This is a genomic window from Pseudomonas sp. NBRC 100443 (assembly GCF_030268185.1).
In the GTDB taxonomy this organism is placed as follows: Bacteria; Pseudomonadota; Gammaproteobacteria; order Pseudomonadales; family Pseudomonadaceae; genus Pseudomonas; species Pseudomonas citronellolis.
In genome coordinates, this window is the sequence record NZ_BSQE01000016.1 from 167,247 (window position 1) to 189,944 (window position 22,698).

At 68.2% G+C, this 22,698-nt stretch carries 19 protein-coding genes; 11 read left to right on the forward strand and 8 right to left on the reverse strand.

What is annotated here, in order from left to right:
• The first annotated feature begins 337 nt into the window (after positions 1-337).
• From QSJ95_RS20970 to QSJ95_RS20980, 3 genes are all read left to right on the forward strand, one after another.
• Positions 338-1,228, forward strand: a complete 891-nt coding sequence (locus QSJ95_RS20970; protein WP_285645071.1) for an urea transporter — start codon at positions 338-340, stop codon at positions 1,226-1,228.
• Between the two features lie 219 nt (positions 1,229-1,447).
• Positions 1,448-2,695 (forward strand): serine/threonine transporter SstT, encoded by a 1,248-nt coding sequence (gene sstT, locus QSJ95_RS20975; protein ID WP_285645073.1) that lies wholly within the window; start codon positions 1,448-1,450, stop codon positions 2,693-2,695.
• A 120-nt stretch (positions 2,696-2,815) separates the two neighbouring features.
• A complete protein-coding gene (locus QSJ95_RS20980) occupies positions 2,816-3,814 on the forward strand; it encodes a sulfate ABC transporter substrate-binding protein (RefSeq protein ID WP_024128603.1) in 999 nt (332 codons plus the stop codon).
• A gap of 516 nt (positions 3,815-4,330) precedes the next feature.
• Here the strand turns inward: QSJ95_RS20980 and QSJ95_RS20985 are convergent.
• Entirely contained in the window at positions 4,331-5,431 is a 1,101-nt protein-coding gene (locus tag QSJ95_RS20985; RefSeq protein WP_285645076.1) for a DmpA family aminopeptidase, read from the reverse strand.
• A gap of 17 nt (positions 5,432-5,448) precedes the next feature.
• The gene (locus QSJ95_RS20990; protein ID WP_058071230.1) at positions 5,449-6,813 is read right to left on the reverse strand and encodes an APC family permease; all 1,365 of its coding nucleotides are present in this window, start codon (positions 6,811-6,813) and stop codon (positions 5,449-5,451) included.
• Between the two features lie 196 nt (positions 6,814-7,009).
• Here QSJ95_RS20990 and QSJ95_RS20995 point away from each other — a divergent pair, with 196 nt between their 5' ends.
• The 3 genes from QSJ95_RS20995 (at position 7,010) to QSJ95_RS21005 (ending at position 10,075) form a co-directional block, all read left to right on the forward strand.
• Complete coding sequence (locus QSJ95_RS20995) at positions 7,010-7,813, forward strand: LuxR family transcriptional regulator (RefSeq protein WP_069864041.1); 804 nt, start codon at positions 7,010-7,012, stop codon at positions 7,811-7,813.
• 163 nt (positions 7,814-7,976) lie between these two features.
• Positions 7,977-8,555, forward strand: a complete 579-nt coding sequence (locus QSJ95_RS21000) for an HD domain-containing protein (protein ID WP_285645080.1) — start codon at positions 7,977-7,979, stop codon at positions 8,553-8,555.
• Positions 8,556-8,686: 131 nt separating this feature from the next.
• Positions 8,687-10,075 carry an adenylate/guanylate cyclase domain-containing protein gene (locus QSJ95_RS21005; protein ID WP_285645081.1) on the forward strand — a complete coding sequence of 463 codons (1,389 nt, stop codon included), beginning with the start codon at positions 8,687-8,689 and terminating at the stop codon, positions 10,073-10,075.
• A 529-nt stretch (positions 10,076-10,604) separates the two neighbouring features.
• On the opposite strand, the gene QSJ95_RS21010 is transcribed toward QSJ95_RS21005, so the two are convergent.
• Positions 10,605-11,897: a dicarboxylate/amino acid:cation symporter gene (locus QSJ95_RS21010; protein WP_043270686.1), complete on the reverse strand. Its 1,293-nt coding sequence runs from the start codon at positions 11,895-11,897 to the stop codon at positions 10,605-10,607.
• A gap of 352 nt (positions 11,898-12,249) precedes the next feature.
• On the opposite strand from QSJ95_RS21010, the gene QSJ95_RS21015 reads away from it, so the two are divergent.
• Positions 12,250-13,251: an AraC family transcriptional regulator gene (locus QSJ95_RS21015; protein ID WP_009616959.1), complete on the forward strand. Its 1,002-nt coding sequence runs from the start codon at positions 12,250-12,252 to the stop codon at positions 13,249-13,251.
• A 69-nt stretch (positions 13,252-13,320) separates the two neighbouring features.
• A complete protein-coding gene (locus QSJ95_RS21020) occupies positions 13,321-13,743 on the forward strand; it encodes a hypothetical protein (protein ID WP_043270688.1) in 423 nt (140 codons plus the stop codon).
• A gap of 77 nt (positions 13,744-13,820) precedes the next feature.
• On the opposite strand, the gene QSJ95_RS21025 is transcribed toward QSJ95_RS21020, so the two are convergent.
• From QSJ95_RS21025 to QSJ95_RS21045, 5 genes are all read right to left on the reverse strand, one after another.
• Positions 13,821-15,164, reverse strand: a complete 1,344-nt coding sequence (locus tag QSJ95_RS21025) for an ATP-binding protein (RefSeq protein ID WP_024128601.1) — start codon at positions 15,162-15,164, stop codon at positions 13,821-13,823.
• Positions 15,161-15,838: a response regulator gene (locus QSJ95_RS21030; RefSeq protein ID WP_009621787.1), complete on the reverse strand. Its 678-nt coding sequence runs from the start codon at positions 15,836-15,838 to the stop codon at positions 15,161-15,163. The genes QSJ95_RS21025 and QSJ95_RS21030 overlap by 4 nt, the downstream gene beginning before the upstream one ends.
• 50 nt (positions 15,839-15,888) lie before the next feature.
• Positions 15,889-16,494 carry a hypothetical protein gene (locus QSJ95_RS21035; protein WP_285645085.1) on the reverse strand — a complete coding sequence of 202 codons (606 nt, stop codon included), beginning with the start codon at positions 16,492-16,494 and terminating at the stop codon, positions 15,889-15,891.
• A 347-nt stretch (positions 16,495-16,841) separates the two neighbouring features.
• Complete coding sequence (locus QSJ95_RS21040) at positions 16,842-18,041, reverse strand: lytic murein transglycosylase (RefSeq protein WP_043317230.1); 1,200 nt, start codon at positions 18,039-18,041, stop codon at positions 16,842-16,844.
• Between the two features lie 11 nt (positions 18,042-18,052).
• Positions 18,053-18,724: an alginate lyase gene (locus QSJ95_RS21045; protein ID WP_009621781.1), complete on the reverse strand. Its 672-nt coding sequence runs from the start codon at positions 18,722-18,724 to the stop codon at positions 18,053-18,055.
• Between the two features lie 159 nt (positions 18,725-18,883).
• Here QSJ95_RS21045 and QSJ95_RS21050 point away from each other — a divergent pair, with 159 nt between their 5' ends.
• The 3 genes from QSJ95_RS21050 (at position 18,884) to QSJ95_RS21060 (ending at position 22,314) form a co-directional block, all read left to right on the forward strand.
• Positions 18,884-19,675 carry a dienelactone hydrolase family protein gene (locus tag QSJ95_RS21050; RefSeq protein ID WP_285645088.1) on the forward strand — a complete coding sequence of 264 codons (792 nt, stop codon included), beginning with the start codon at positions 18,884-18,886 and terminating at the stop codon, positions 19,673-19,675.
• A 324-nt stretch (positions 19,676-19,999) separates the two neighbouring features.
• Positions 20,000-20,704, forward strand: a complete 705-nt coding sequence (locus tag QSJ95_RS21055; RefSeq protein ID WP_285645090.1) for a 4'-phosphopantetheinyl transferase family protein — start codon at positions 20,000-20,002, stop codon at positions 20,702-20,704.
• 242 nt (positions 20,705-20,946) lie between these two features.
• The gene (locus QSJ95_RS21060) at positions 20,947-22,314 is read left to right on the forward strand and encodes an OprD family porin (protein WP_285645091.1); all 1,368 of its coding nucleotides are present in this window, start codon (positions 20,947-20,949) and stop codon (positions 22,312-22,314) included.
• The last annotated feature ends 384 nt before the right edge of the window (positions 22,315-22,698 follow it).

Below are 22,698 nucleotides of genomic sequence, written 5' to 3' on the forward strand. Positions count from 1 at the left end.
GCCGGGTTCCACACCGCGTCACTCCCGGACGGACGGGGCCGGGAAAACGGGGCCGCGACCCCGTCCGTCCGGGATTGGCCTTGAACGGCCAGCAGTTCTGTCGGCCATAGCCACCCTCGCACCCTCCCACGCAGGCTATGGACATTCGAGGCCACCCTCCGGCGATCCCGGGGACCGGCCTCTTTTTTATTCACGCCCCAAAATGGTGCCATGGCAGAATGCGCCCACTGACACAGCCCACGGAGCTTCCCGCGATGCCCTCCCCCGATGGAAGGCACGGCCGCCGACGCGGAACCGGAGACGCCCCGGACATCCCCTTCAACTGCCCAGACACTCGATGCGCCCACTACCGCTACTGACCCTCTGGCTGCGCGGCTTCAGCCAGGTGTTCCTGCAACCCTCGCCGCTGTTCGGCCTGCTCTGCCTGGCCCTGATCGGCGCCTGCGCCCCCGGTCTGCTCCCCGGCGCCCTGCTCGGCGCCACTGCCGGCCCGGCCTTCGCCCGCCTGCTGCGCTGTGGCCAGACGGATAGGGAAGACGGCCTGTACGGCTACAACGCCGTGCTGATCGGCCTGCTGCTGCCGCTGAAGTTCGCCTGGTCGCCAACGCTGGTGGCACTCGTGCTGTTCGCCAGCCTCGCCAGCGTGCTGCTGCAGCGCCTGCTGCTGCGCGCCTCGCGCCAGCGCCACGGCCTGCCGCCCTACACCCTGGCCTTCGTCCTGCTCGGCTGGACGCTGCCGGCGCTGGGCACGCTGCTGTCGCTGCCAGCTGCCGCGCCCCTGGCCGGGCTGGTCGAGCTGCCGCTGCCGACGCTGCTCGAAGCCACCTCCCGGGCCTTCGGCCAGGTGATCTTCCTCGACACCCCGCTGGCCGGCGCGCTGATCTTCCTCGGCCTGCTGCTGGGCGCCCCGCGCGCCGCCACCTGGGCGCTGTTCGGCGCGGTGATGGTGCTGCCGGTGGCGGTGTTCGCCGGCATTCCCCAGGGCGACGTACACAGCGGCCTGCTCGGCATGAACAGCGCCCTCGCCGCCCTCGCCCTGGCCCTGCGCGGCCCCGGCCCCTTCGCCCCGCTGGCCGGCGCCGTGCTGGCGCTCATCCTGCAACAGGCCATGGTCGCCCTGGGCATCCCCTTCATGACCGCGCCCTTCATCTTCGCCTGCCTGCTGGTATTGCTGGGCGAACGCCTGCTGCGCCCGGCCTCGCGCCGCGCCCCGCTGGCCGGTAGCTGAGGCGGATTGCGCCGAGCGCCAACCGTGACGCCATGTCACATGGCAATCCCATCCAGGCCGGCACAGGTCAAGGCCGGCCCGGCTCCACGCCGCCATGCTGGCGAGGCGTGGGCGTGGTTTCCGACGACCGCCGCGCATTTTCCCGCCCGTGACGGCATAATCCGCGCCCTTCCGCGGCCCGCCGGGTTCGCGTTTCCATTTGCAAGCAGCGGTAAGGTCATGACACTTCCCTCCCCCACCCTGTTCCAACGCATCCAGCGCAGCAGCCTGGTGATGCGCATCTTCGTCGGCATGCTGGCCGGCATCGCCCTGGCGCTGGTCGCGCCCGACGCCGCCCTGGCCGTCGGCCTGCTCGGCAAACTGTTCATCGCGGCGCTCAAGGCCGTGGCGCCGGTGCTGGTCCTGGTGCTGGTCTGCGCCTCCATCGCCAACCACAAGGCCGGGCAGCGCACCCACATCCGCCCGATCCTGGCGCTGTACCTGCTGGGCACCTTCGCCGCCGCGGTGGTGGCGGTGGCGGCCAGCTTCGCCTTCCCCTCGACCCTGGTGCTCGACGCCCCGGCCAGCGGCAACGCTCCGCCCGGCGGCATCGGCGACGTGCTCAATGGCCTGCTGTTCAGCGTCGCCAGCAACCCGGTGAAGGCGCTGCTGGAGGCCAACTTCATCGGCATCCTGGCCTGGGCCGTGGGCCTCGGCCTGGCCCTGCGCCATGCCCGGCAGAGCACCCGCGACCTGCTCGACGACCTGGCCGGCGGGGTGACGCTGATCGTCCGCGTGGTGATCGCCTTCGCCCCGCTGGGCATCTTCGGCCTGGTGGCCAGCACCTTCGCCGAATCCGGCCTCGATGCCCTGCTCGGCTACCTGCAGCTATTGGCTGTGCTGCTGGGCTGCATGCTCTTCGTGGCGCTGGTGGTGAACCCAGCAATCGTGTTCTGGAAGCTGCGCCGCAACCCCTACCCGCTGGTCTTCACCTGCCTGCGCGAGAGCGGCGTGACCGCCTTCTTCACCCGCAGCTCGGCGGCCAACATCCCGGTCAACCTGCAGCTGTGCGAACGCCTGGGCCTGCACGAGGACACCTACTCGGTGTCGATCCCGCTGGGCGCCACCATCAACATGGCCGGCGCCGCCGTGACCATCAGCGTGTTGAGCCTGGCCGCGGCCCACACCCTGGGCATCGCCATCGACCTGCCCAGCGCCCTGCTGCTGTGCGTGGTCTCGGCGGTGTGCGCCTGCGGCGCCTCCGGCGTGGCCGGCGGCTCGCTGCTGATGATCCCGCTGGCCTGCGGGCTGTTCGGCATCTCCGGCGAGGTGGCCATGCAGGTGGTGGCGGTGGGCTTCGTCATCAGCATCCTGCAGGACTCGGCGGAAACCGCGCTGAACTCCTCCACCGACGTGATCTTCACCGCCGCGGCCTGCCTGGCCGAGGAACCGGCAGCCGCCGAGGCGGACCTGGGCGAGAAGCGCTGAACCAGGCGACGCGCCCCGCGGGGCGCGTCCCTGCATAAGTAAATAGCCTTTGGGTATTTAAGCGGCATATAACCCATGGGCATAATCGGGCGATCCAACACTGCCGAGAAGGAACCGCCCGTGAAACGACTCTTCGCCGCCTCCCTGCTGGCCGCCGGAATGGCCCTGGCCGGCGCCGCCCAGGCCGCGCCGCCGCTGCTCAACGTCTCCTACGACGTGATGCGCGACTTCTACAAGGAGTACAACCCCGCCTTCCAGAAGCACTGGGAAGCGGAGAAAGGCGAGAAGATCACCATCCAGATGTCCCACGGCGGCTCCAGCAAGCAGGCGCGCTCGGTGATCGACGGCCTGCCGGCCGACGTCATCACCATGAACCAGGCCACCGACATCGACGCCCTGGCCGACAACGGCGGCCTGGTGCCGAAGGACTGGGCCACCCGCCTGCCGAACAACAGCGCGCCCTTCACCTCGGCCACCGTGTTCATCGTGCGCAAGGGCAACCCCAAGGGCCTGCACGACTGGCCGGACCTGCTCAAGGACGGCGTGCAGGTGGTGGTGCCCAACCCGAAGACCTCGGGCAACGGCCGCTACACCTACCTTTCCGCCTGGGGCTACTCGCTCAAGCACGGCGGCGATGAAGCCAAGGCCAAGGAATTCGTCGGCCAGTTGTTCAAGCACGTACCGGTGCTGGATACCGGCGGCCGCGCGGCGACCACCACCTTCATGCAGAACCAGATCGGCGACGTGCTGGTGACCTTCGAGAACGAGGCCGAGATGATCGCCCGCGAATTCGGCCGCGGCGGCTTCGAGGTGGTCTACCCGAGCGTTTCCGCCGAGGCCGAGCCGCCGGTGGCAGTGGTCGACAAGGTGGTCGAGAAGAAAGGCACCCGCGAACAGGCCGAGGCCTACCTGAAGTACCTGTGGTCCGACGAGGGCCAGACCATCGCCGCCGACAACTACCTGCGCCCACGCAACCCGGCGATCCTGGCCAAGTACGCCGACCGCTTCCCGAAGGTGGACTTCTTCTCGGTGGAGAAGACCTTCGGCGACTGGCGCACGGTGCAGAAGACCCACTTCGCCGATGGCGGGGTGTTCGACCAGATCTACAGCGGTAACTGATAGCGCAAGCTGCGCCGAGGCGCTCTTCGTAGGATGGGTTGAGCTTGCGATACCCATGCTGCCGTGGTGATGGGTATCGCTTCGCTCAACACCATCCTACGAAAAGCCGTGCTTCCTGGAACCGTAGGACCTTGTCCGCGATGGCCGGACGTCCCGGCGCGATTCGCGGATGAGATCCGCTCCTACGCTGCCCCACCGCTCCATTCCCCTGTAGGAGCGCGCCCTGCGCGCGATTCGCGGGCAGGGGAAATGCCGTGCCTCTCGGCCTGGGCAAGCCTGCGGCTCCCTCACCCTAACCCTCTCCCAGAGGGAGAGGGGACCGTTCGGAGTGCGTTGGTATTTCGGCGTTAACCGGCCAGCACAGGGATTGCCGGCTGAAACCAGGCCGCCTCTCGGCACGGACCAGCCCCCTCTCCCTCCGGGAGAGGGCTGGGGTGAGGGAAAACCCGCGCGCCGATGTCATTCCCAGGTAGGAGCACGCCCTGCGCATGAATCGCGGACGGAGCCCCCGCTTCCTCAACGCGGCCGCCACCCCACCTCGCGCAACGCCTCCAGCAGGCGCTCCCCGCCCAATGCCGGCACCAGCGTGCCGTCCGCCGTGCGCATCTCGCGGCCGGCCAGGATGGCGTTGACGATGGCTTCCTCCACCGCCTCCGCCGCCGCGGCGAACAGCGGCGAGATGTGCTCGTTGTTGAGCATCTGCAGCGGCGTGCTCTGCGGCAGGCCCTTGCGCCCGTAGTCGGCCGGCGGCAGGTCCCGGTTGCCGGTGGCGAAGGCCAGGAAGATGTCGCCGCTGCTGTCCTCGGTGCCGCCGCCGGTGCGGGCGATGCCGATGGAGGCACGCTGCGCCAGGCGCTGGCACTGGTGCGGCAGCAGCGGCGCGTCGGTGGCGATGATGACTACGATCGAGCCCATGCCCGGCTCGCCCTTTTCCGCGAAGGGCGAGGGAATGTCGCCCAGCACCCGGCCCACCGGGTAGCCGTCGACGCGCAGTTCGCGGCGCTGGCCGTGGTTGGCCTGGACCAGCACACCCACCGTCCAGCCGCCCTGCTCCGCCGGCAGCTTGCGCGAGGCGCTGCCGATGCCGCCCTTGAACTCGTGGCAGATCATCCCGGTGCCGCCGCCCACCGGGCCTTCGGCCACCGGCCCGGACTCGGCGCCGGCCAGGGCCTGGCGCACCTGCTCGGGGCCGACGTGCTGGCCCCAGATGTCATTGAGCAGGCCGTCGTAGGTCTCCATCACCACCGGCATGCACCAATACACTGCCGGGTCGCCCAGGGCGTCGCGCTCGGCGGCCACCAGGGCGTCGCGCACCACGCCGACGCTGTGGGTGTTGGTGATGGCGATGGGCGTGGTCAGCAGGCCGGCCTCGCGGATCCACTCCAGGCCCGTGGCATCGCCGTTGCCGTTGAGCACATGGACGCCGGCGAAGCAGGGTTGCAGGCGGGCCTCGCCGGCGCGGGGCTGGACAATGGTGACGCCGGTGCACACCTGCTTGCCATCGCGCTCGGCGATCAGCGTGCTGTGGCCGACGCGGACGCCGGGGACATCGGTGATGGCATTGAATGCGCCGGGCGTGCCCAGGCCCAGGGTGATGCCGAGTTGACGAGCGCGCATGGGGACTCCTGTGGTCTTCAGAGTTTCTGGAAAGCCGGGCTCAACTTGCCGTAGGTGCCGTAGAGAATCACCGACACGGCCAGTATCCCGATAATGGTCATCACATCCCGCGCCGAGGCTTCCAGCAACAGGTTGAGCAGCAGGTAGCCGGCGCCGACCACCGCCAGCAGCGCCGGCAGCGGCCACAGCGGCATGCGGTAGGGGTGCTCGCGGTCGCGACGCAGCACGCGGCTGAACAGCGCGCACAGGGCCACCACCAGGTAGATCAGCACCAGCAGCAGCACGGTGAAGGAGGTCAGTTCCTCCAGGTTGGAGCTGAAGCTCAGCGCCGCCGAGGGCACGCCGAGGAACAGCGTGGCCAGCCAGGGCGACTCCCAGCGCGGGTGGATGCGGGTGAAGGCGCGGTTCAGCGTTGGCGTCCAGAGGGCGTCGCGGCCGCTGCTGAAGATCACCCGGCCGACCTGGATGACGATCGCGACTATGGCGTTGAACACCGAGAGGAAGATGCCGGCGCTGACCAGCCGCGACAGCGTGGCGTTGCCGTGGGCGGTGAGCAGGTAGCCGATGGGGTCGGGGCTGGCGAGCATGTCCTTGAGCGAGGGCGCGCCGATCAGCAGCGCGGTCAGCGGCACCAGTTCGATCACCACCACCAGCACCAGCGACCAGAGCACCGCGCGGTGCACGCTGCGGCCGCCGTCCTTCATGTCCTCGGCCAGCAGCACGGCGCCGCCGAAGCCGTTGTAGGAGAACACCGCGGTGCCCACCGCGCCTATCACCAGCGCCCAGGGCGCCGCCGCCAGCACGCCGCCGTTCAGCGTCTGCGGCTGCAGCAGCACGCTCAGCGGCTGGCTGGCGTGGCCGAAGCCGAGCACCACTATCACCAGCAGCGCGGCCACTTCGCAGAGCAGGAAGACGCCGGTGACCCAGGCGTTGACACGGATGTTGAGGATGCCCAGCACGTAGCTGGCGGCGACTATGACCAGGGCCACGGTCTGGGTGTCGAACTGCGTGCCCAGCGCGCCGTTGAGGTAGGTGGCCGCGCCCGTGGCCAGCACCGGCGGGATGAACAGCAGCGAGACCAGCACGGCGAGGAAGGTGGCGTAGCCGGCCATGCCGCCGAACACGCGCTTGGCGTAGACGTACTCGCCGCCGGCCGAGCTGTGCGCGCGGCCCAGCTCGGCGTAGCACCAGGCGAACATCAGCGCCAGCGCCGCGGCCATGACGAAGGCCAGGAAGGCGCCGCTGCCGGCCTGCTGGATGGCGAAGGGGGCGATGACGAATACGCTGCTGGCGGGGGTGACCGCCGAGACGGTGATGGCGACCACGTCGAACACGCCCAGGCTGGGCTTGAGCGCGCCGTCCGGCGCTGCGGGAGAGCTCATGTCGTTTTCCTCGAATTGTTATTGGCGGTTGAGGCAGGAACGAAAACCCTTGTGGCGCCCTCTGCGCGGGGCGCTGCATGGTCCGCAGTCTGGGCGGCCGGGCCCTGGCGGCCAATCACCATTTGGGGTTACGCCCCTTGACGGCGGGGCCTGAAAAAGAGGAAACCGGGTGACCTTTCGCGCCGGAGCCCCGGGGATGCACAACCTGTTTCGCGAAGTCGGCATGCACGCCAACCTCGGCCGCGCCATCGAGCAGATCGGCCAGCCGCGCTTCTGGAAGCAGCTGATCCTGCTGCTGCACCAGTGGCTGCCGTTCGACAACGCCCTGGCGGCCTTCTACCCCGCCAGCGCCACCCCGGTGGCGCTGGAGGAATACGACGCCGATCCACAGGCCGTCTCGGCGGCCATGCCCGCCTACCTCAGCGGCCTGTACCAGCTCGATCCCTTCTACCAGGCCTGCCGCGAAGGCCTGCCCAGCGGCCTGTACCGCCTGGAGGAAGTCGCCCCGGACCAGTTCCGCCAGAGCGAATACTTCCTCAACTACTTCCACGACAACGTGCTGGAAGACGAGGTGCAGTTCATCCTGCAGTTGCCCGGCCAGGGCGCGCTGTCGCTGTCCCTGGGCATGCGCAAGCCGTTCGACGCCGCACAGTGCGGCCTGCTGGCGATGCTCTGCCCCTGGGTGCTGGCGCTGATGCAGCAGCACTGGCAGCAGCGCAGCCAGCGCCTGCTGCCGGCGAACCCGGAGGGCGTGGCCACCCAGGTGCGCGACGCCCTCAGCCACTTCGGCGCCGGGGTGCTCTCCGAGCGCGAGCTGGAAATCGCCCGGCTGATCCTGCGCGGCTACTCCTCCAAGGCCATGGCCGAGCGCCTGGCCATCTCCCCGGAGACCATCAAGGTCCACCGCCGGCACCTCTACGCCAAGCTGGACATCTCCTCGCAGCCGGAGCTGTTCTCGCTGTTCCTGCAGTCCCTCGGGCACGACCCGGAGAACCCCTGAGGCAGGCTCCATCGACCCGGCGAATGCGCCCGAGCGGGGAGCTTCGCGGCCTGAATGGGCGTGTCCGGAGAGACAGCAGCCTGTCCGCCGCGGCCACTGGCCGGCCCCGGCCGGGCCCCTAGACTGAAGGCCGTCCAAACGACAATCACAAGAGGACAGCCCGATGAATGCCCGCGCCAAGTTCACCCACATGGAAGACGGCAGCGTCGAGGACTGGTCGATCATCGCCCAGGACTTCGCCGCCTACGCCACCCAGCTGCCGGACCGCATCCTCACCCACCTGCGCCTGCTCGACGGCGACTTCGGCGGCTTCCCGGTGGACCGCCTGACCCACTCGCTGCAGACCGCCACCCTGGCCCACCGCGACGGCCGCGACGAGGAGTACGTGGTCTGCGCCCTGCTCCACGACATCGGCGACACCCTCGGTTCCTACAACCACGCCGACATCGCCGCCGCCATCCTCAAGCCCTTCGTCAGCCCGGAGAACCTCTGGATGATCGAGAAGCACGCGATCTTCCAGGGCTACTACTTCTTCCATCACCTGGGCCTGGACCGCCACCTGCGCGAGCAGTTCAAGGACCACCCGCAGTTCGAGCAGACCATCGAGTTCTGCGCGCGCTACGACGCCGCGGCCTTCGACCCCGAGGGCGAGACGCTGCCGCTGGCGTTCTTCGAGCCGATGCTGCGGCGCGTCTTCGCCAGGCCGCGGCAGTCCATCTACATGACCCGGGACGCCGACTGAAACCGGCCGCCGGCCCGGGGCGATGAATCGTCACTGGCCGGCGGATGGGCGCTTGGTTAAGATCCCCGGGTCGTACTTGTGGAAGGCGCACGTCAGAATGCGCCATCACCGATCAGGGATAATCCGAGCGCATGAAGCCCAACCGTTCCGAAACGCCGTCCCGACCTGGCGCCGCCCCCCTGCGTGAATACCATTCGCGCGTCCTGGCCTACCTCGCCGTGGCCGCCACCGTCAGCGCCGGCACCTTCGGCCAGTACTTCGGCTACGACGCGCTCTGGATGGTCCCCTACGCCCTGCTCTACCCGCACCTGGCGCAGAACCTGAGCCGCCGCTACAAGCACAGCCACCCGCAGCAGACACGGCTGGTGCTGCAGGCCCTGGACGCCCTGCACACCGGCGCCGGCGCCGCCCTGCTGGGCTTCTCGGTGGTGCCGGCGCTGATGCTGGTGCTGATCCTGGCCTTCTCCTCGCTGGTCGTCGGCGGCCTGCGCACCCTCGGCCTGGCCCTGCTGATGGCGCTGAGCGCCGCGGTGCTCACCGGCGCGCTGGCCGGCCCGGGCTTCAAGGGCAATGCGCCGCTGCTGGTGAACCTGGTCAGCGTGCTGTTCTGCGCCTTCTACATCTGCGTCACCGCCTACTTCACCCACCAACAGGGCCTGCGCCTGGCCCAGGTGCGCGGCGAGATCGCCCGCGAGCAGGAAAAGGCCGCGCGGCTGGCGCACAACCTGGCCAAGTACCTGTCGCCGCAGGTCTGGGAATCCATCTTCAGCGGCAAGCGCAGCGTGCGCCTGGAGACCCAGCGCAAGAAGCTCACGGTGTTCTTCTCCGACATCAAGGGCTTCACCGAGCTGTCCGAGGAGCTGGAGGCCGAAACCCTGACCGACATGCTCAACAACTACCTCAACGAAATGTCGAAGATCGCCCTCAAGTACGGCGGCACCATCGACAAGTTCGTCGGCGACTGCGTGATGGTGTTCTTCGGCGACCCCGCCACCCAGGGCGCGAAGAAGGACGCCGTGGCCGCGGTGTCCATGGCCGTGGCCATGCGCAAGCACATGAAGGTGATGCGCCAGCAGTGGCGCGCCCAGGGCATCACCAAGCCGCTGGAGGTGCGCATGGGCATCAACACCGGCTACTGCACGGTGGGCAACTTCGGCGCCGACACGCGCATGGACTACACCATCATCGGCCGCGAGGTGAACCTCGCCAGCCGCCTGGAAAGCGCCGCCGAGGCCGGCGAGATCCTCCTCAGCCACGAGACCTACTCGCTGGTGAAGGACGTGATCATGTGCCGCGACAAGGGCCAGATCAGCGTCAAGGGCTTCAGCAAGCCGGTGCAGATCTACCAGGCGGTGGACTTCCGTCGCGACCTGGGCGCCAACCCCAGCTTCATCGAGCACGAGCTGCCGGGGTTCTCCATGTACCTGGACACCAACAACGTGCAGAACTTCGACAAGGACCGGGTGATCCAGGCGCTGCAGCAGGCGGTGGAGAAGCTCAAGGACAAGATCATTCTTTGAGCTTGTGCCGCTGGCTGACGTTGTAGGAGCGAGCTTGCTCGCGAACGGGGTTTGCCGGTGGCTGCGGTGCTGGGTAATTAGAGCACCCTCTCCCCAACCCTCTCCCTGAAGGGAGAGGGGGCTGTCCTGAGCGGGCTGCAAGTCAGGCACCATCCTTCCACCCCGTCATTCCCGCGAACGCGGGAGCCCAGAGACTTTGGGGTGACTCCTTTCCCTCTCCCTGAAGGAAGAGGGGCCGTTCGGAGCAGTTGGGCTTTCCAGAGTCAGCCGGCAGCTCCAGAGTTGCCGGCCGACACCAAATCCTTTCTCGGCACGGACAGCTCCCTCTCCCTTCAGGGAGAGGGTTGGGGAGAGGGGACGGAGTCAACCTGAAACACGACAGCCACCGGTAAACCTCGTTCGCGAGCAAGAACTAGGCGTCCCCCTCGCTCCTACAATCCCCCCGCCCATAAAAAAGCCCGCTGCGGGGCGGGCTTGAAGGAGGCGCGGCGCTTCACGTCGCCGCGCCCAACCGGAGAACCGGGAGGTATCAGGCGGCCTGGGCCTCCTTGGCTTCCAGCGCCGACGGGCCGGCGGCCAGTTCGCGGTCCAGTTGCGCGGAGTCCAGCTGCTTGCACCACTTGGCAACCACCACGGTGGCCACGCCGTTGCCCACCAGGTTGGTCAGCGCACGGGCCTCGGACATGAAGCGGTCGATGCCGAGGATCAGCGCCAGGCCGGCGACCGGCAGGTGGCCCACGGCGGACAGGGTGGCGGCCAGGACGATGAAGCCCGAACCGGTGACGCCCGCCGCGCCCTTGGAGGCGATCAGCAGCACCAGCAGCAGGGTCAGTTGGTGGGTGATGTCCATCGGGGTGTCGGTGGCCTGGGCGATGAATACCGCGGCCATGGTCAGGTAGATCGAGGTGCCGTCGAGGTTGAACGAGTAGCCGGTGGGGATCACCAGGCCGACCACGCTCTTGTCGCAGCCCAGCTTCTCCATCTTGGCGATCATGCGCGGCAGCGCCGATTCCGAGGACGAGGTGCCGAGGACGATCAGCAGCTCCTCGCGGATGTACTTGATGAACTTCAGGATGTTGAAGCCGTGGGCGCGGGCGATGCCGCCCAGGACGATGAGCACGAACAGCAGGCAGGTGATGTAGAAGCAGGCCATCAGTTGGCCCAGCTGCACCAGCGAGCCCACGCCGTAGGCGCCGATGGTGAAGGCCATGGCGCCGAAGGCACCGATGGGAGCGACCTTCATGATCACGTTGATGATGTTGAACATCACCTGGGTGAAGCGCTCGATGAACTGGAAGATCGGCTGGCCGTAGCTGCCCAGGCGGTGCAGCGCGTAGCCGAACAGCACGGAGAAGAACAGCACCTGCAGGATGTCACCGTTGGCGAAGGCGCCGACCACGGTGTTGGGGATGATGTTCATCAGGAAGTCGACGGTGCTCTGCTTCGCGCCGGCGGCCGCGTAGGCGGCGATCTTGCTGGTATCCAGGCTGGCCGGGTCGACGTGCATGCCGGCGCCGGGCTGGACCACGTTGACCACCACCAGGCCGATGATCAGCGCGATGGTCGAGACGATCTCGAAGTACAGCAGGGCCATGCCGCCGGTCTTGCCTACAGCCTTCATGCTCTGCATGCCGGCGATGCCGGTGACCACGGTGCAGAAGATGATCGGCGCGATGGCCATCTTGATCAGTTTGACGAAGCCGTCGCCCAGGGGCTTCATCAGCACGGCGGTCTGCGGATAGTAGTGGCCCAGGGCGATGCCGATGGCGATGGCGATCAGCACCTGCACGTACAGGCTCTTGTAGAAGGGTTGCTTGGTCATTGCGGCAGGGTCCTCTTGAGCTGGCGGCCCGCCTTCCTGGCGGCGGCGCGTTGCCCGAAGCGTTATCTCCCTTCAGTGGGAGAATTTGTTTTCGTCCTGCCCGTCGGCAGGCCTTGAACCCTATTGGCAAGCCCTGTGCCAAATCGCCATCTTTATATTTTTACTTTATTTTCAATAGCTTACAAAAACACCAAAGCGACATGCGGGCTGATCGATGGCGGAAACCCGCCAAGCCCGCGGCGGGTTTCCCACCACTTGGCGGGTATCCGCCAGGGCCCCGGGTGCCTTAGATTTGCCCCACGGCCGCCGCGAACCGGCGCCCGGCACACACGCAGCAGAACAAGGAAAACCCATGCGTGAACGCACCATCGCCAGCCATTTCGTCCGCGCCGCCCTGCGCGGCGCCCGCCAGCAGGGCCACGACCCCCTGCCCCTGCTGCGCGCCGCCGGCATCCAGCCGGCCTTGCTCGAAGAGCCGCGGGCGCGGGTCTCGCCGGAGCAGTTCGGTCGGCTGATCCAACTGGTCTGGGAAGACCTCGACGACGAGTACATGGGCTTCGGCGAGGTGCGCAGCAAGCGCGGCACCTTCGCCATGATGTGCCACGCCATCATCCAGTGCCGCACCCTGGAGAAGGCCCTGGGCCGCGGCGCGCTCTTCTACGACCTGTTCCCCGCCGCGCCGCGCATCGAACTGCGCCGCGACGGCGAGCGCGCCGAACTGGTCATCGACCACAGCGCGCTGCAGGACCCGGAACACTTCCTCACCGAGAGCCTGCTGGTGATCTGGCATCGCCTGGGCAGTTGGCTGATCGGCCAGCGCATCCGCCTGGACGAAGCCCGCTTCGCCTATCCCGAGCCGGCCCACGCCGCCGAGTACGACCTGCTGTTCCCCTGCCCGCGGCGCTTCGCCGCCGACAGCACCGGGCTGAGCTTCCACGCGCGCTACCTGGACATGCCGCTGCTGCAGGACGAGCGCAGCCTCAAGCACTTCCTCAAGGACTCCCCGGCCGACCTGCTGGCTCGCCCGGACGGCGGCGACAGCCTGACCAGCCAGATCCGCCGCCTGCTCGGCCGCGACTGCCGGCGCTGGCCGGACCTGGAAAGCGTGGCGCAGCAGTTGCACATGAGCCCGCAGACGCTGCGCCGCCACCTGCGCGAGGAAGGCCCGAACTTCCAGGAACTCAAGGACCAGCTGCGCCGCGACCTGGCCATCTACCACCTGGGCCGCGACGAACTGTCGATCCAGGACATCGCCGACCAGCTCGGCTTCTCCGAGCCCTCGGCGTTCCACCGCGCGTTCAAGAAATGGACCGGGCTGACGCCGGGGGCGTACCGGGCGCGGCAGGGGGAGTGATGTCGCTAGTGAAATGGCGGGAGAGGCGCTAGCATTGCGCGATTACTCACCAAGGAAGGTACGCAAGCGATGGAAGAAAATCCCTACGTCCAGCCGAAGGCCACGGTGCACGAACAGGAATCCGCCAACAAGGCTCTGCGCATGGCCGAGCTGCACATCTCCCAGGCCTGGATCGGCGCTTGCATCGGCAGCGCATTGGCCGCCATGGTGGTGGTCCACGGGTTGAGCCGGGGTGGATTGCCCCACCTGCTCATCCAGGCCACCGGCATCAGCGCAGCCGTGCTGCTAGCGCTCGCACTCGGCGTCTATCGCAAGAGCCGTGTCTGCGCGGCGCTGCTGCTGGTGTACCAGCTCTGCACCCTGTTCCTGGTGGCCTTTCTGGGGCGGATGACACTGACGGCGCTGATCGCGGCACTCTTCACCTACCTGTTCGCCCAGGGTTTGCTCGGCTGTATCCGCTATCACCGCTTGAAGCACCTGGCGCAGACCTGATTCGTAAATGCGCATGACGCCTACGGTTCCTGGCAAGCACCGATGCAGAAGCGCGCCCTGCGTGCCTTTCGCCGCCTCTACCCCGGCAAACGGATGCGGAAGCAGGCGCCGCCCAGTTCGGAGTCGTCCAGCGCCAGGCTGCCGCCGTAGCTGTCGAGGATGTCCATCACCACCGCCGTGCCTATGCCCTGCCCCGGGTGCTGGGTGTCCAGCCGCTCGCCGCGCTGGAGGATGCGCTGGCGCTGGTCCGGGGGGATGCCCGGGCCGTCGTCTTCCACCCGCAGTTCGTAGCCGCCGTCCTGCTGGCGGGCGCTGATGCGCACGCGGGCCAGGCACAGGCGGTAGGCGTTCTCCAGCAGGTTGCCGAGCAGTTCCAGCAGCGCGCCCTGCTCCAGCGGCAGGCTCAGGTGCTCGGGGAAGTCGCGTTCGAGGATCACCCGCTTGTCGCGGTAGACCTTGTCCAGCGCGCCGGCCAGGGTGTCCAGCAGCGGGCCGAGCTGCACGCGGTGGCGCACCAGGCCGCTCTTGCGCAGGCTGGCGCGCTGCAACTGGTAGCCGATCTGCTGGCTCATGCGCTCGATCTGGCTCTGCAGCACCTGCACCTGCTCGCGGTTGCGCGGCTCGTCGGCGAGGTTTTCGCTCACCCCCTGCAGCACCGCCAGCGGCGTCTTCAGGCTGTGCGCCAGGTCCGCCAGGGAGTTGCGGTAACGCTCGCGCTGGCTGCGCTCGCCGTCCAGCAGGCGGTTCAGCGAATCGGTCAGGCGCAGCATCTCGCTGGGGTGTTCGTCGCTCAGGCGTTCGCGCTCGCCAGCCTCGATCTGGTCCAGCTCCTCGCGTATTCCGCGCATGGAGCGGAAGCCCCAGCCCAGGCCCAGCCAGAGCAGCCCGAGCAACAACAGCAGCGCGCCGCCGAGCCAGATGTACAACTGCTCGCGGAAGCCGTGCACCAACTCGCGGAAGGCGCTCACCGGTTGCATGGTGACGATGCTGTAGGCGGCCTGCTTTCCGCCCACCAGGTCGATCTCCACGTCGTAGACGAAGAATTCGTTGCCGTGGTCGTCGCGGGCGCGGGTGAACACGTCGGGCTCGCCGTCGTAGAGCGGCACGTACTGCACGCTCTCGTCCTGGGTCGAGGTGGAGCGCCAGACCATCCGCCCTTCGCGGTCGTAGATGTAGCCCAGCAGCTTGGACTCCGGCAGGTTGAAGTCCTCCACCGCCAGGTGCTCGGGCATGCTCAGGCGGTCGCCGTCGATGCGCGCGGACGACACCAGGGTGGCAACGTCCGAAGCGAGGCGCTGCTGGATGGCGTTCACCAGGGCGATGCTGAACGCCCGCTGCAACGCCGGCAGCAGGGCCAGCATGAAGAGGATCGCCAGGGCCGCGGCCCCCAGCATCAGGCGCAGGCGCAGCGAGCGCATCAGCGGCAACGCTCGGTGAACAGGTAGCCCTGGCCGCGCACGGTGTCGATCGGGCGGAAGCCCTCGTGCGACTCCAGCTTGCGCCGCAGGCGGCCGACCAGCACCTCGATGACGTTGGGGTCGCGCTCGTCGTCGTCCGGGTAGAGCTGCTCGATCAGCCGCTCCTTGCTCACCACCTGCTGGTGGTGGCGCATGAGGTATTCGAGGATGCGGTACTCGAAGGCGGTCAGGCCCAGGGTCTCGCCGGCCACCGTGGCCTGCTTGCGGTTCAGGTCGAGCAGCAGCGGGCCGGCCTCGATGGTGGCCTGGACGAAGCCGCTGGAACGGCGCAGCAGGGCGTTCAGGCGCGCCTCCAGCTCCTCGAACTGGAACGGCTTGACCACGTAGTCGTCGGCGCCGGCGGCCAGGCCTTCGACCTTGTCCTGCCAGTTGCCACGGGCGGTGAGGATGAGGATCGGGAAGGCCTTGCCCTGGCTGCGGAACTCACGGATCAGGTCCAGGCCGCTCATGCCCGGCAGGCCGAGGTCGATGATCGCCAGGTCGTGATGGTATTCGTGGGCCCGGTACAGGGCCTCTTCGGCGTTGCCCACGGCGTCGACCACGTGGCCCTGTTCGCCGAGGCGGGTGTACAGGTGATGACGCAACAGCGCCTCGTCCTCCACCACCAGTAGTTTCATGGGACTTCCTCCTTATGCGGGGCCGGGCCGCGAGCCCGGCCCCCTGCCAGTCAGAACCGGTAGTTGGCGCCCAGGTAGAGCTGCGCGCTGCTGTGCAGGTCCAGCGAGCCGACCTTGTCGCCGCCGTGCGGGCTCATTTCCGTGCTGGCGTTGGTACGCAGGTAACGATAGCCGCCTTCCAGCGAGGCGTTCCGGCCGATGTCCTGGAGGATACCGGCCTGGGCGCCGATGGCGTAGCCGATGTCGCTGTCACGGCTGTAGCCGCGGGAGTCCTGTTCCAGCTTGGTCAGGCCCAGGGTGCCGCCGCCGAACAGCTTGGTGCCCTGGTCGTTGAGCGGCAGGAAGGCGTCGTAGCTGCCGAGCAGGTTCTGCTGGCGCAGCTTCAGGCCGCGGTGGGTGTCGGAGGTGTTCTCGTAGGTGGCGTAGTAGCGGCCGGTGTCGTTCTGCTGGCCGGCGCGCACGCCCCAGGTGCTGCTGTTGTCGATCACGCTGTCGAGTTTCGGGTCGTTGAGATTGCGGTTCAGCGCGTGGGATTTCTGGATGTTGTTGCTGGTTTCGCCCCAGGTCAGGCCGGCGAAGTTTTCCGAGGCCTGGGCGACGCCGACCGAGGCGCCGAGAATGGCGGTGGCGAGGATGAGCTTCTGCAGCAGGTTCATGGCGTTTCTCCGTCAAGGATGTGGGTAAGGGGTTGACGGAGTGCAGGTTAAGGGGCGGCCACTGAACGCTACCTGACGCGCCGCTGAACCTGGCCTGAACGGAAGGCTCGCGGTGCCTTGGCCCCGTGGGATGGGTTGAGCCTTGCGAACCCCTATGGCCGCGATGATGGGTATCGCTTCGCTCAACACCATCCTACGGCGACACGGGGCAACCCGTAGGGCGCATAACGCCTACGGCGTTATCCGCCGTTTGACCTTGATTCCCGGCGGCTCCGGGGTTGACCTGGGCGTTGGCCATGGCCTCGGTGTATCGGCGGATAACCGCGAACGGTTATTCGCCCTACGGTTCAATGCGTGGCCTGCAGGGCCTTGAGGATCTTCTGCCCGGCGCGGCCATCGGCCGGTTGCAGGCCCAGGCGCTGCTGCTCGGCCTGGATGGCACGGCGGGTGTTGTCGCCGATCAGCCCGTCCGGCTCGCCGATGGCGTGGCCGCGGGCCAGCAGCAGTCGCTGCAGCTCCTTGCGCTGGGCGCGGCTCAGGCCGGGGTCGTCGGTCGGCCAGGGGGTGCGCAGGCCCGGCTCGCCGCGCAGGCGGTCGGACAGCAGGGCGATGGCCAGGGCGTAGCTTTCCGCCGCGTTGTACGAATAGATGGCGTCGTAGTTGCGCAGCACCAGGAAGGCCGGGCCGGCCTTGCCGGTGGGCAGCAGGATGGCGGCGCGGGCGTCGCCGGCCGGCAGCGGCCCGCCGTCGATGCGCTTCACGCCCTGGGCCTGCCAGTCCGCCACCGTGCGCCGCTTGGTGCGCCCGGCCTGGGACTCGGCGAAGTTCGCCGGCAGCTTCACCTCGTAGCCCCAGGCCGCGCCCGGCACCCAGCCGGCCTTGCGCAGGTAGTTGGCGGTGGAGGCCAGGGCATCGGGCACGCTGCCCACCAGGTCGCGGTGGCCGTCGCCGTCGAAGTCCTCGGCGATGCGCGCGTAGGTGCTGGGCATGAACTGCGTCTGGCCGAAGGCGCCGGCCCAGGAGCCGGTGATGGCCGGATCGCGCAGGTCGCCCTGCTGCAGCAGCTTGAGGGTGGCGAAGAACTCGCCCTGGAAGAACGCCTGGCGCCGCCCGTAGCACGACAGCGTGCCCAGCGAGACCAGCAGCGGGCGCTTACCGGTGATGCGGCCGAAGTCGCTCTCCACGCCCCACACCGCCGCCACCGTGTACTTGTCCACCCGGTACTGGCGGGCGACGCGCTCGAACAGTTCGGCGTGCTGCGCCAGCATGGCCTTGCCGTCGGCGACGCGCTGTTCGTCCACCAGCCCGGCCAGGTAGTCCCACAGCGGGGTGACGAATTCCGGCTGGGCATTGAGCAGGTCCAGCACGCTGAGGTCGGCCGCAAGGCCGCCGGTGTAGCGCTGGTAGGCCGCGGCGCTCACGCCCTTGGCGGCGGCCTGCGGTTGCAGGCGCGCAAGGCAGGCGGAGAACTCGTCGGCCACGGCGCCCGGGGCCTGGGACAGGCCGGCGGCGAGCAGCAGGGCCGGGAGGATTCGGGAAGGCAGCATGGGGCAGTTCCTCAACGGTGCATGATCGACAGGGCGCTGAAGGTCGCCCGCCCGCCTTCGCTGGCGGGGCCGCGATTATCCTGCAGGTACAGCCCCGCCTTGAAGTACAGGCCCTGGCGCGCCCACTGCGGGTCGAGCTGGCGGACCAGGCGCTGGTCGTTGACCTCGATGCTCAGCACGCCCGTGCGCGACACGCCGATGCGGTAGTCGAACTCCCGCCCCAGGGGGATGCCGTCCAGCACCGTGTAGGTGATGGCGGTGGCATCGCCCGGGCGCTCGCGGATCTGCGCCAGCACCCGGCCCTGGTCCAGGCGCAGCTGGTAGACCAGCTTCAGCAGCGGCGCGGCGTCCCCGCTGCCGGCGCCGTCGCTGTGGATCTGGCCGATCACCATGCGCCGCATGGAGGGCACCGCGTCCACGTGCAGGGTGGCGCGCAGCAGGCTGTCGACGTTGGGATAGCGCCAGGTGTAGGGCGAGCCGTCGCTGCGCGTCTCGCGCAGTTCGGTGCGCGGGAACTCGCTGTTGCGCGTGTGGCTGCCGTTCACCGGCACCCAGAACTCCACGCCGTCGGCGCTGCGGTGGAAATACGGGCTCTGGTAGTCGCGCTGCAGCGCCGGGGTGGAAATGGTCCTGGCCGGGCGGCCTTCGGGAAGGGTGAGGTTCCAGGTACTGAGGTCGAACATCCGTTGTGGGTCCCGCACGGCTGACTGGCCCGGCAAGGGTAGCCGATGGCGCCGCGGCTTTCACGCCATGCCGCGGGCTTGAGCGGTTGCGCCGGCAAAATCCGACCTCCGCCGCACAACCGGCTATCTTTTTCAGTCCACCCTCTGGAGAAAACGCCCATGCGCCTGCTCGCCACCCTGCTGCTCGGCCTGGGCTTCGCCGCCCAGGCGGAGGTCAAGACCCAGGAAATCCCCTACCAGGCCACCGACGGCACCAAGCTGGTCGGCTACTTCGCCTACGACGACGCCCAGGCCGGCATCCGCCCGGGGATCATCGTGGTCCACGAATGGTGGGGCCTGAACGACTACGCCAAGCGCCGCGCCCGCGACCTCGCGGCGCTGGGCTACGCGGCGCTGTCCATCGACATGTACGGCGAGGGCAAGGTGGCCGAGCACCCCGAGCAGGCCCAGGCCTTCATGCAGGAGGCATTGAAGAACGCCGACGCCGCCAAGGCACGCTTCCAGGCCGGCCTGGACCTGCTGAAGAAACAGCCGCAGACCGACCCGACCAAGATCGCCGCCATCGGCTACTGCTTCGGCGGCAAGGTGGTGCTGGACATGGCCCGCCAGGGCCTGCCGCTGCTGGGCGTGGCCAGCTTCCACGGGGTGCTGGCCACCGCCACCCCGGCGCAGCCGGGCGCGGTCACTGCCAAGGTACTGGTGGAGCACGGCGGCGCCGACACCCTGGTGCCGGCCGACAGCGTGGCCGCCTTCAAGCAGGAGATGGACGCCGCCAAGGTGGACTACAGGTTCGTCGTCCAGCCCAACGCCAAGCACAGCTTCACCAACCCCGACGCCGACAAGCACAAGGGCCACGGCCTGGACGTGGGCTACGACAAGACCGCCGACCAGAAGTCCTGGGCCGACCTGCAGGCCTTCCTCAAGGACATCTTCCAGCAGAAGGCCGACTGAAGGGCGATGGGTATCGCTTCGCTCAACCCATCCTACGGGGGTGTTGGCGCTTGGCCGGGCAAAAAAAACGGGAGCCCGAAAAGGGGCTCCCGCCACGATCTGTGAAAAAGCCGGAGCACGCGGCTCCGACAACAACCTCACCTGCGTTCCGGCAAAGGAACGCGAGGCGCAGTGTGGCAAATTCCCCCGCCGCCGATCCGTAGCGCTTCGGTAAGCCTTTGCAAGCGAATGTAAACGCTGCGTGACCGCCCGGACGCGACTGGGCGGTCACTCGCCACGCGAATCCACTGGCACCGCGTCCGGCGGCCGGGCAGAATCCCCGCCATGCCCGACACCGACGACTTCCTCACCCCGCCCCAGGCGCACTGGCCGCTGCCCCAGGCGCTGCCCGGCGCCCTGCTCCACAGCTGCCGCTTCCAGCCGCAGAAGCTCGACGCCCAGGCCTTCGGCCGCCACGGCGTGGACCTGCCGCCGAACATCGGCCGCGCGGTGGCCAAGCGCCGTGCCGAGTTCCTCGCCGGGCGCCTGTGCGCCCGCGCCGGCATCCAGCGCCTGACCGGCCTGCCGCAGGCGCCGGGCCTGGCGCCGGACCGCGCGCCGATCTGGCCGGGCGGGCTGGTCGGCTCCATCACCCATGGCAACGACTGGGCCGCCGCCGTGGTGGCCCGCCGCGACGCCTGGCGCAGCCTCGGCCTGGACGTCGAGACGCTGCTGGACGATGCCCGCGCCAGCCGCCTGCTGGAGGAAGTCCTCACCCCCGCCGAGCGCGAACGCCTGGCGCCGGAGCAGGTCGGCCTGGGCGTGACCCTGACCTTCTCGCTCAAGGAAAGCCTGTTCAAGGCCCTCTACCCCCTGGTGGGCCGGCGCTTCTACTTCGAAGACGCCGAACTGCTGGCCTGGGACGCCGAAGGCCGCGCGCGCCTGCGCCTGCTCTGCGACCTGTCCGCGGAATGGCACCACGGCCGCGAGCTGGAGGCGCAGTACGCGCTGTTCGACGGACGCCTGCTGAGCCTGGTGGCGGTCGCCTAGCGCTCCGCCGCCAAGGTGCGGCATCGCGGCCATTGACTGGAAAGTCAGAATTTGGCCTTATGCACCGCGTCCAGCGACCGACCCTAGCCGTTGCCTGACCGCGTCATCGTCACGGCAATCACGTCTTGCGCCTATCGCTATATACAAAAACATATAGCGATGGACGCCAGCCGCGGCTACCCTGGCCGGCGCGGACGGCGCCACCCCGGCCACATACATAGAAAAAGAACGGACCAAGGAGCATGACAATGAAGCGATCCACCCTCGCCCTGGCGATCGCCGCGGGCGTCCTCGCCCAGCAGGCCAGCGCCGGCGGGTTCATCGAAGACAGCAAGGCCAGCCTCGGCCTGCGCAACTTCTACATCAACACCGACAACCGCAACGGCTCCGCCTCGCCGAGCAAGCAGGAGGAATGGGGCCAGGGCTTCATGCTCAACTACGCCTCCGGCTTCACCGAGGGCACCGTCGGCTTCGGCGTCGACGCCCTGGGCCTGCTCGGCCTGCGCCTGGACGGCGGCGGCAAGTCCGGCAAGAGCGGCATCGACCGCCAGCCCGGCACCATCTTCCCGCTGGAAAGCGACGGCAGCGCGGTGGACGAGTTCAGCAGCCTGGGCCTGACCGCCAAGGCCAGGGTGTCGAAGACCGAGTTCCGCTACGGCACCCTGCAGCCCAAGCTGCCGGTGGTGGTCTACAACGACGCGCGCCTGCTGCCGATGACCTACGAGGGCGGCCAGGTCACCTCCAACGAGTTCAAGGACCTGACGCTGATCGGCGGCCAGCTGACCCATACCAAGGGCCGCAACTCCACCGACTGGCGCAGCATGTCCATCGCCGGCGCCAACGGCAGCAGCGCCAGCTCCCGCGACAGCAACAAGTTCTACTTCGCCGGCGGCGACTACAAGGCCACCAAGGACCTGACGCTGCAGTACTACTACGGCCAGCTGACCGACTTCTACCAGCAGCACTTCCTCGGCCTGACGCACAACTGGGCGGTCGGCCCGGGCACCCTGAAGACCGACCTGCGGGTGTTCATCAGCGATTCCGACGGCAAGAACGGCAGCGCCTCCGGCCGCGCCGACGGCTACGTCAGCAGCGGTTACTACGGCAGCGGCGTGACCAAGGGCGAGGTGGACAACAACGTCTACAGCGGCCTGCTCACCTACAGCCTCGCCGGCCACAGCATCGGCGCCGGCTACCAGGTACTCACCGGCGACAGCGACTTCCCCTACCTGAACCGCGGCGACGGCGAAGGCACCAGCACCTACCTGCACACCGACGCCCAGCTGCTGAAGTTCAACCACGCCGGCGAGCGCACCTGGATCGGCCGCTACGCCTACGACTTCGCCAAGCTCGGCGTGCCGGGCCTGACCTTCAGCGTGCTCTACCTCAACGCCGACGACATCAAGACCGGCCGCGGCGACCAGGGCGAGTGGGAGCGCGACATCGCTCTGGGCTACGTGGTCCCCGAAGGCACCTTCAAGGGCCTGGGCCTGGCCTGGAAGAACGCCACCATGCGCAGCGGCCTGCCGGTCAGCGGCTCGGGCACGGCGACGCAGCGGGACCAGGACGAGAACCGGTTGATCGTGAGCTATACGTTGCCGTTGTTCTAGGTCTTAGGTCTGGAGGGAGGTGTTGGTTGAGGGTCAAGAGCACAGAGCCAAGAGCCCCTCTCCCTAACCCTCTCCCTGAAGGGAGAGGGGACTGTCCTCTGCCAAGAGGTAGTCCGCAGTAGTCCTGATGCATCCGGCTGAAGGCTGACTCCCAATTCGCACCGAACGGCCCCCTCTCCCTTCAGGGAGAGGGCTGGGGAGAGGGAACGGAGCCAACCCAAGGCACGAAAGCCACCGGGCCGCGCCAGGATGCTCTTCGTAATTGGATGGACTCACCCTCACCGAGGCGTCGAGGCGCCACGGTGGCGGTCTAAGAAGCCACCGACAGTGAGGGTGAGTCCATGAAAAAGCATACGACAATGAATAAGCCGGTGTCTGCAACCG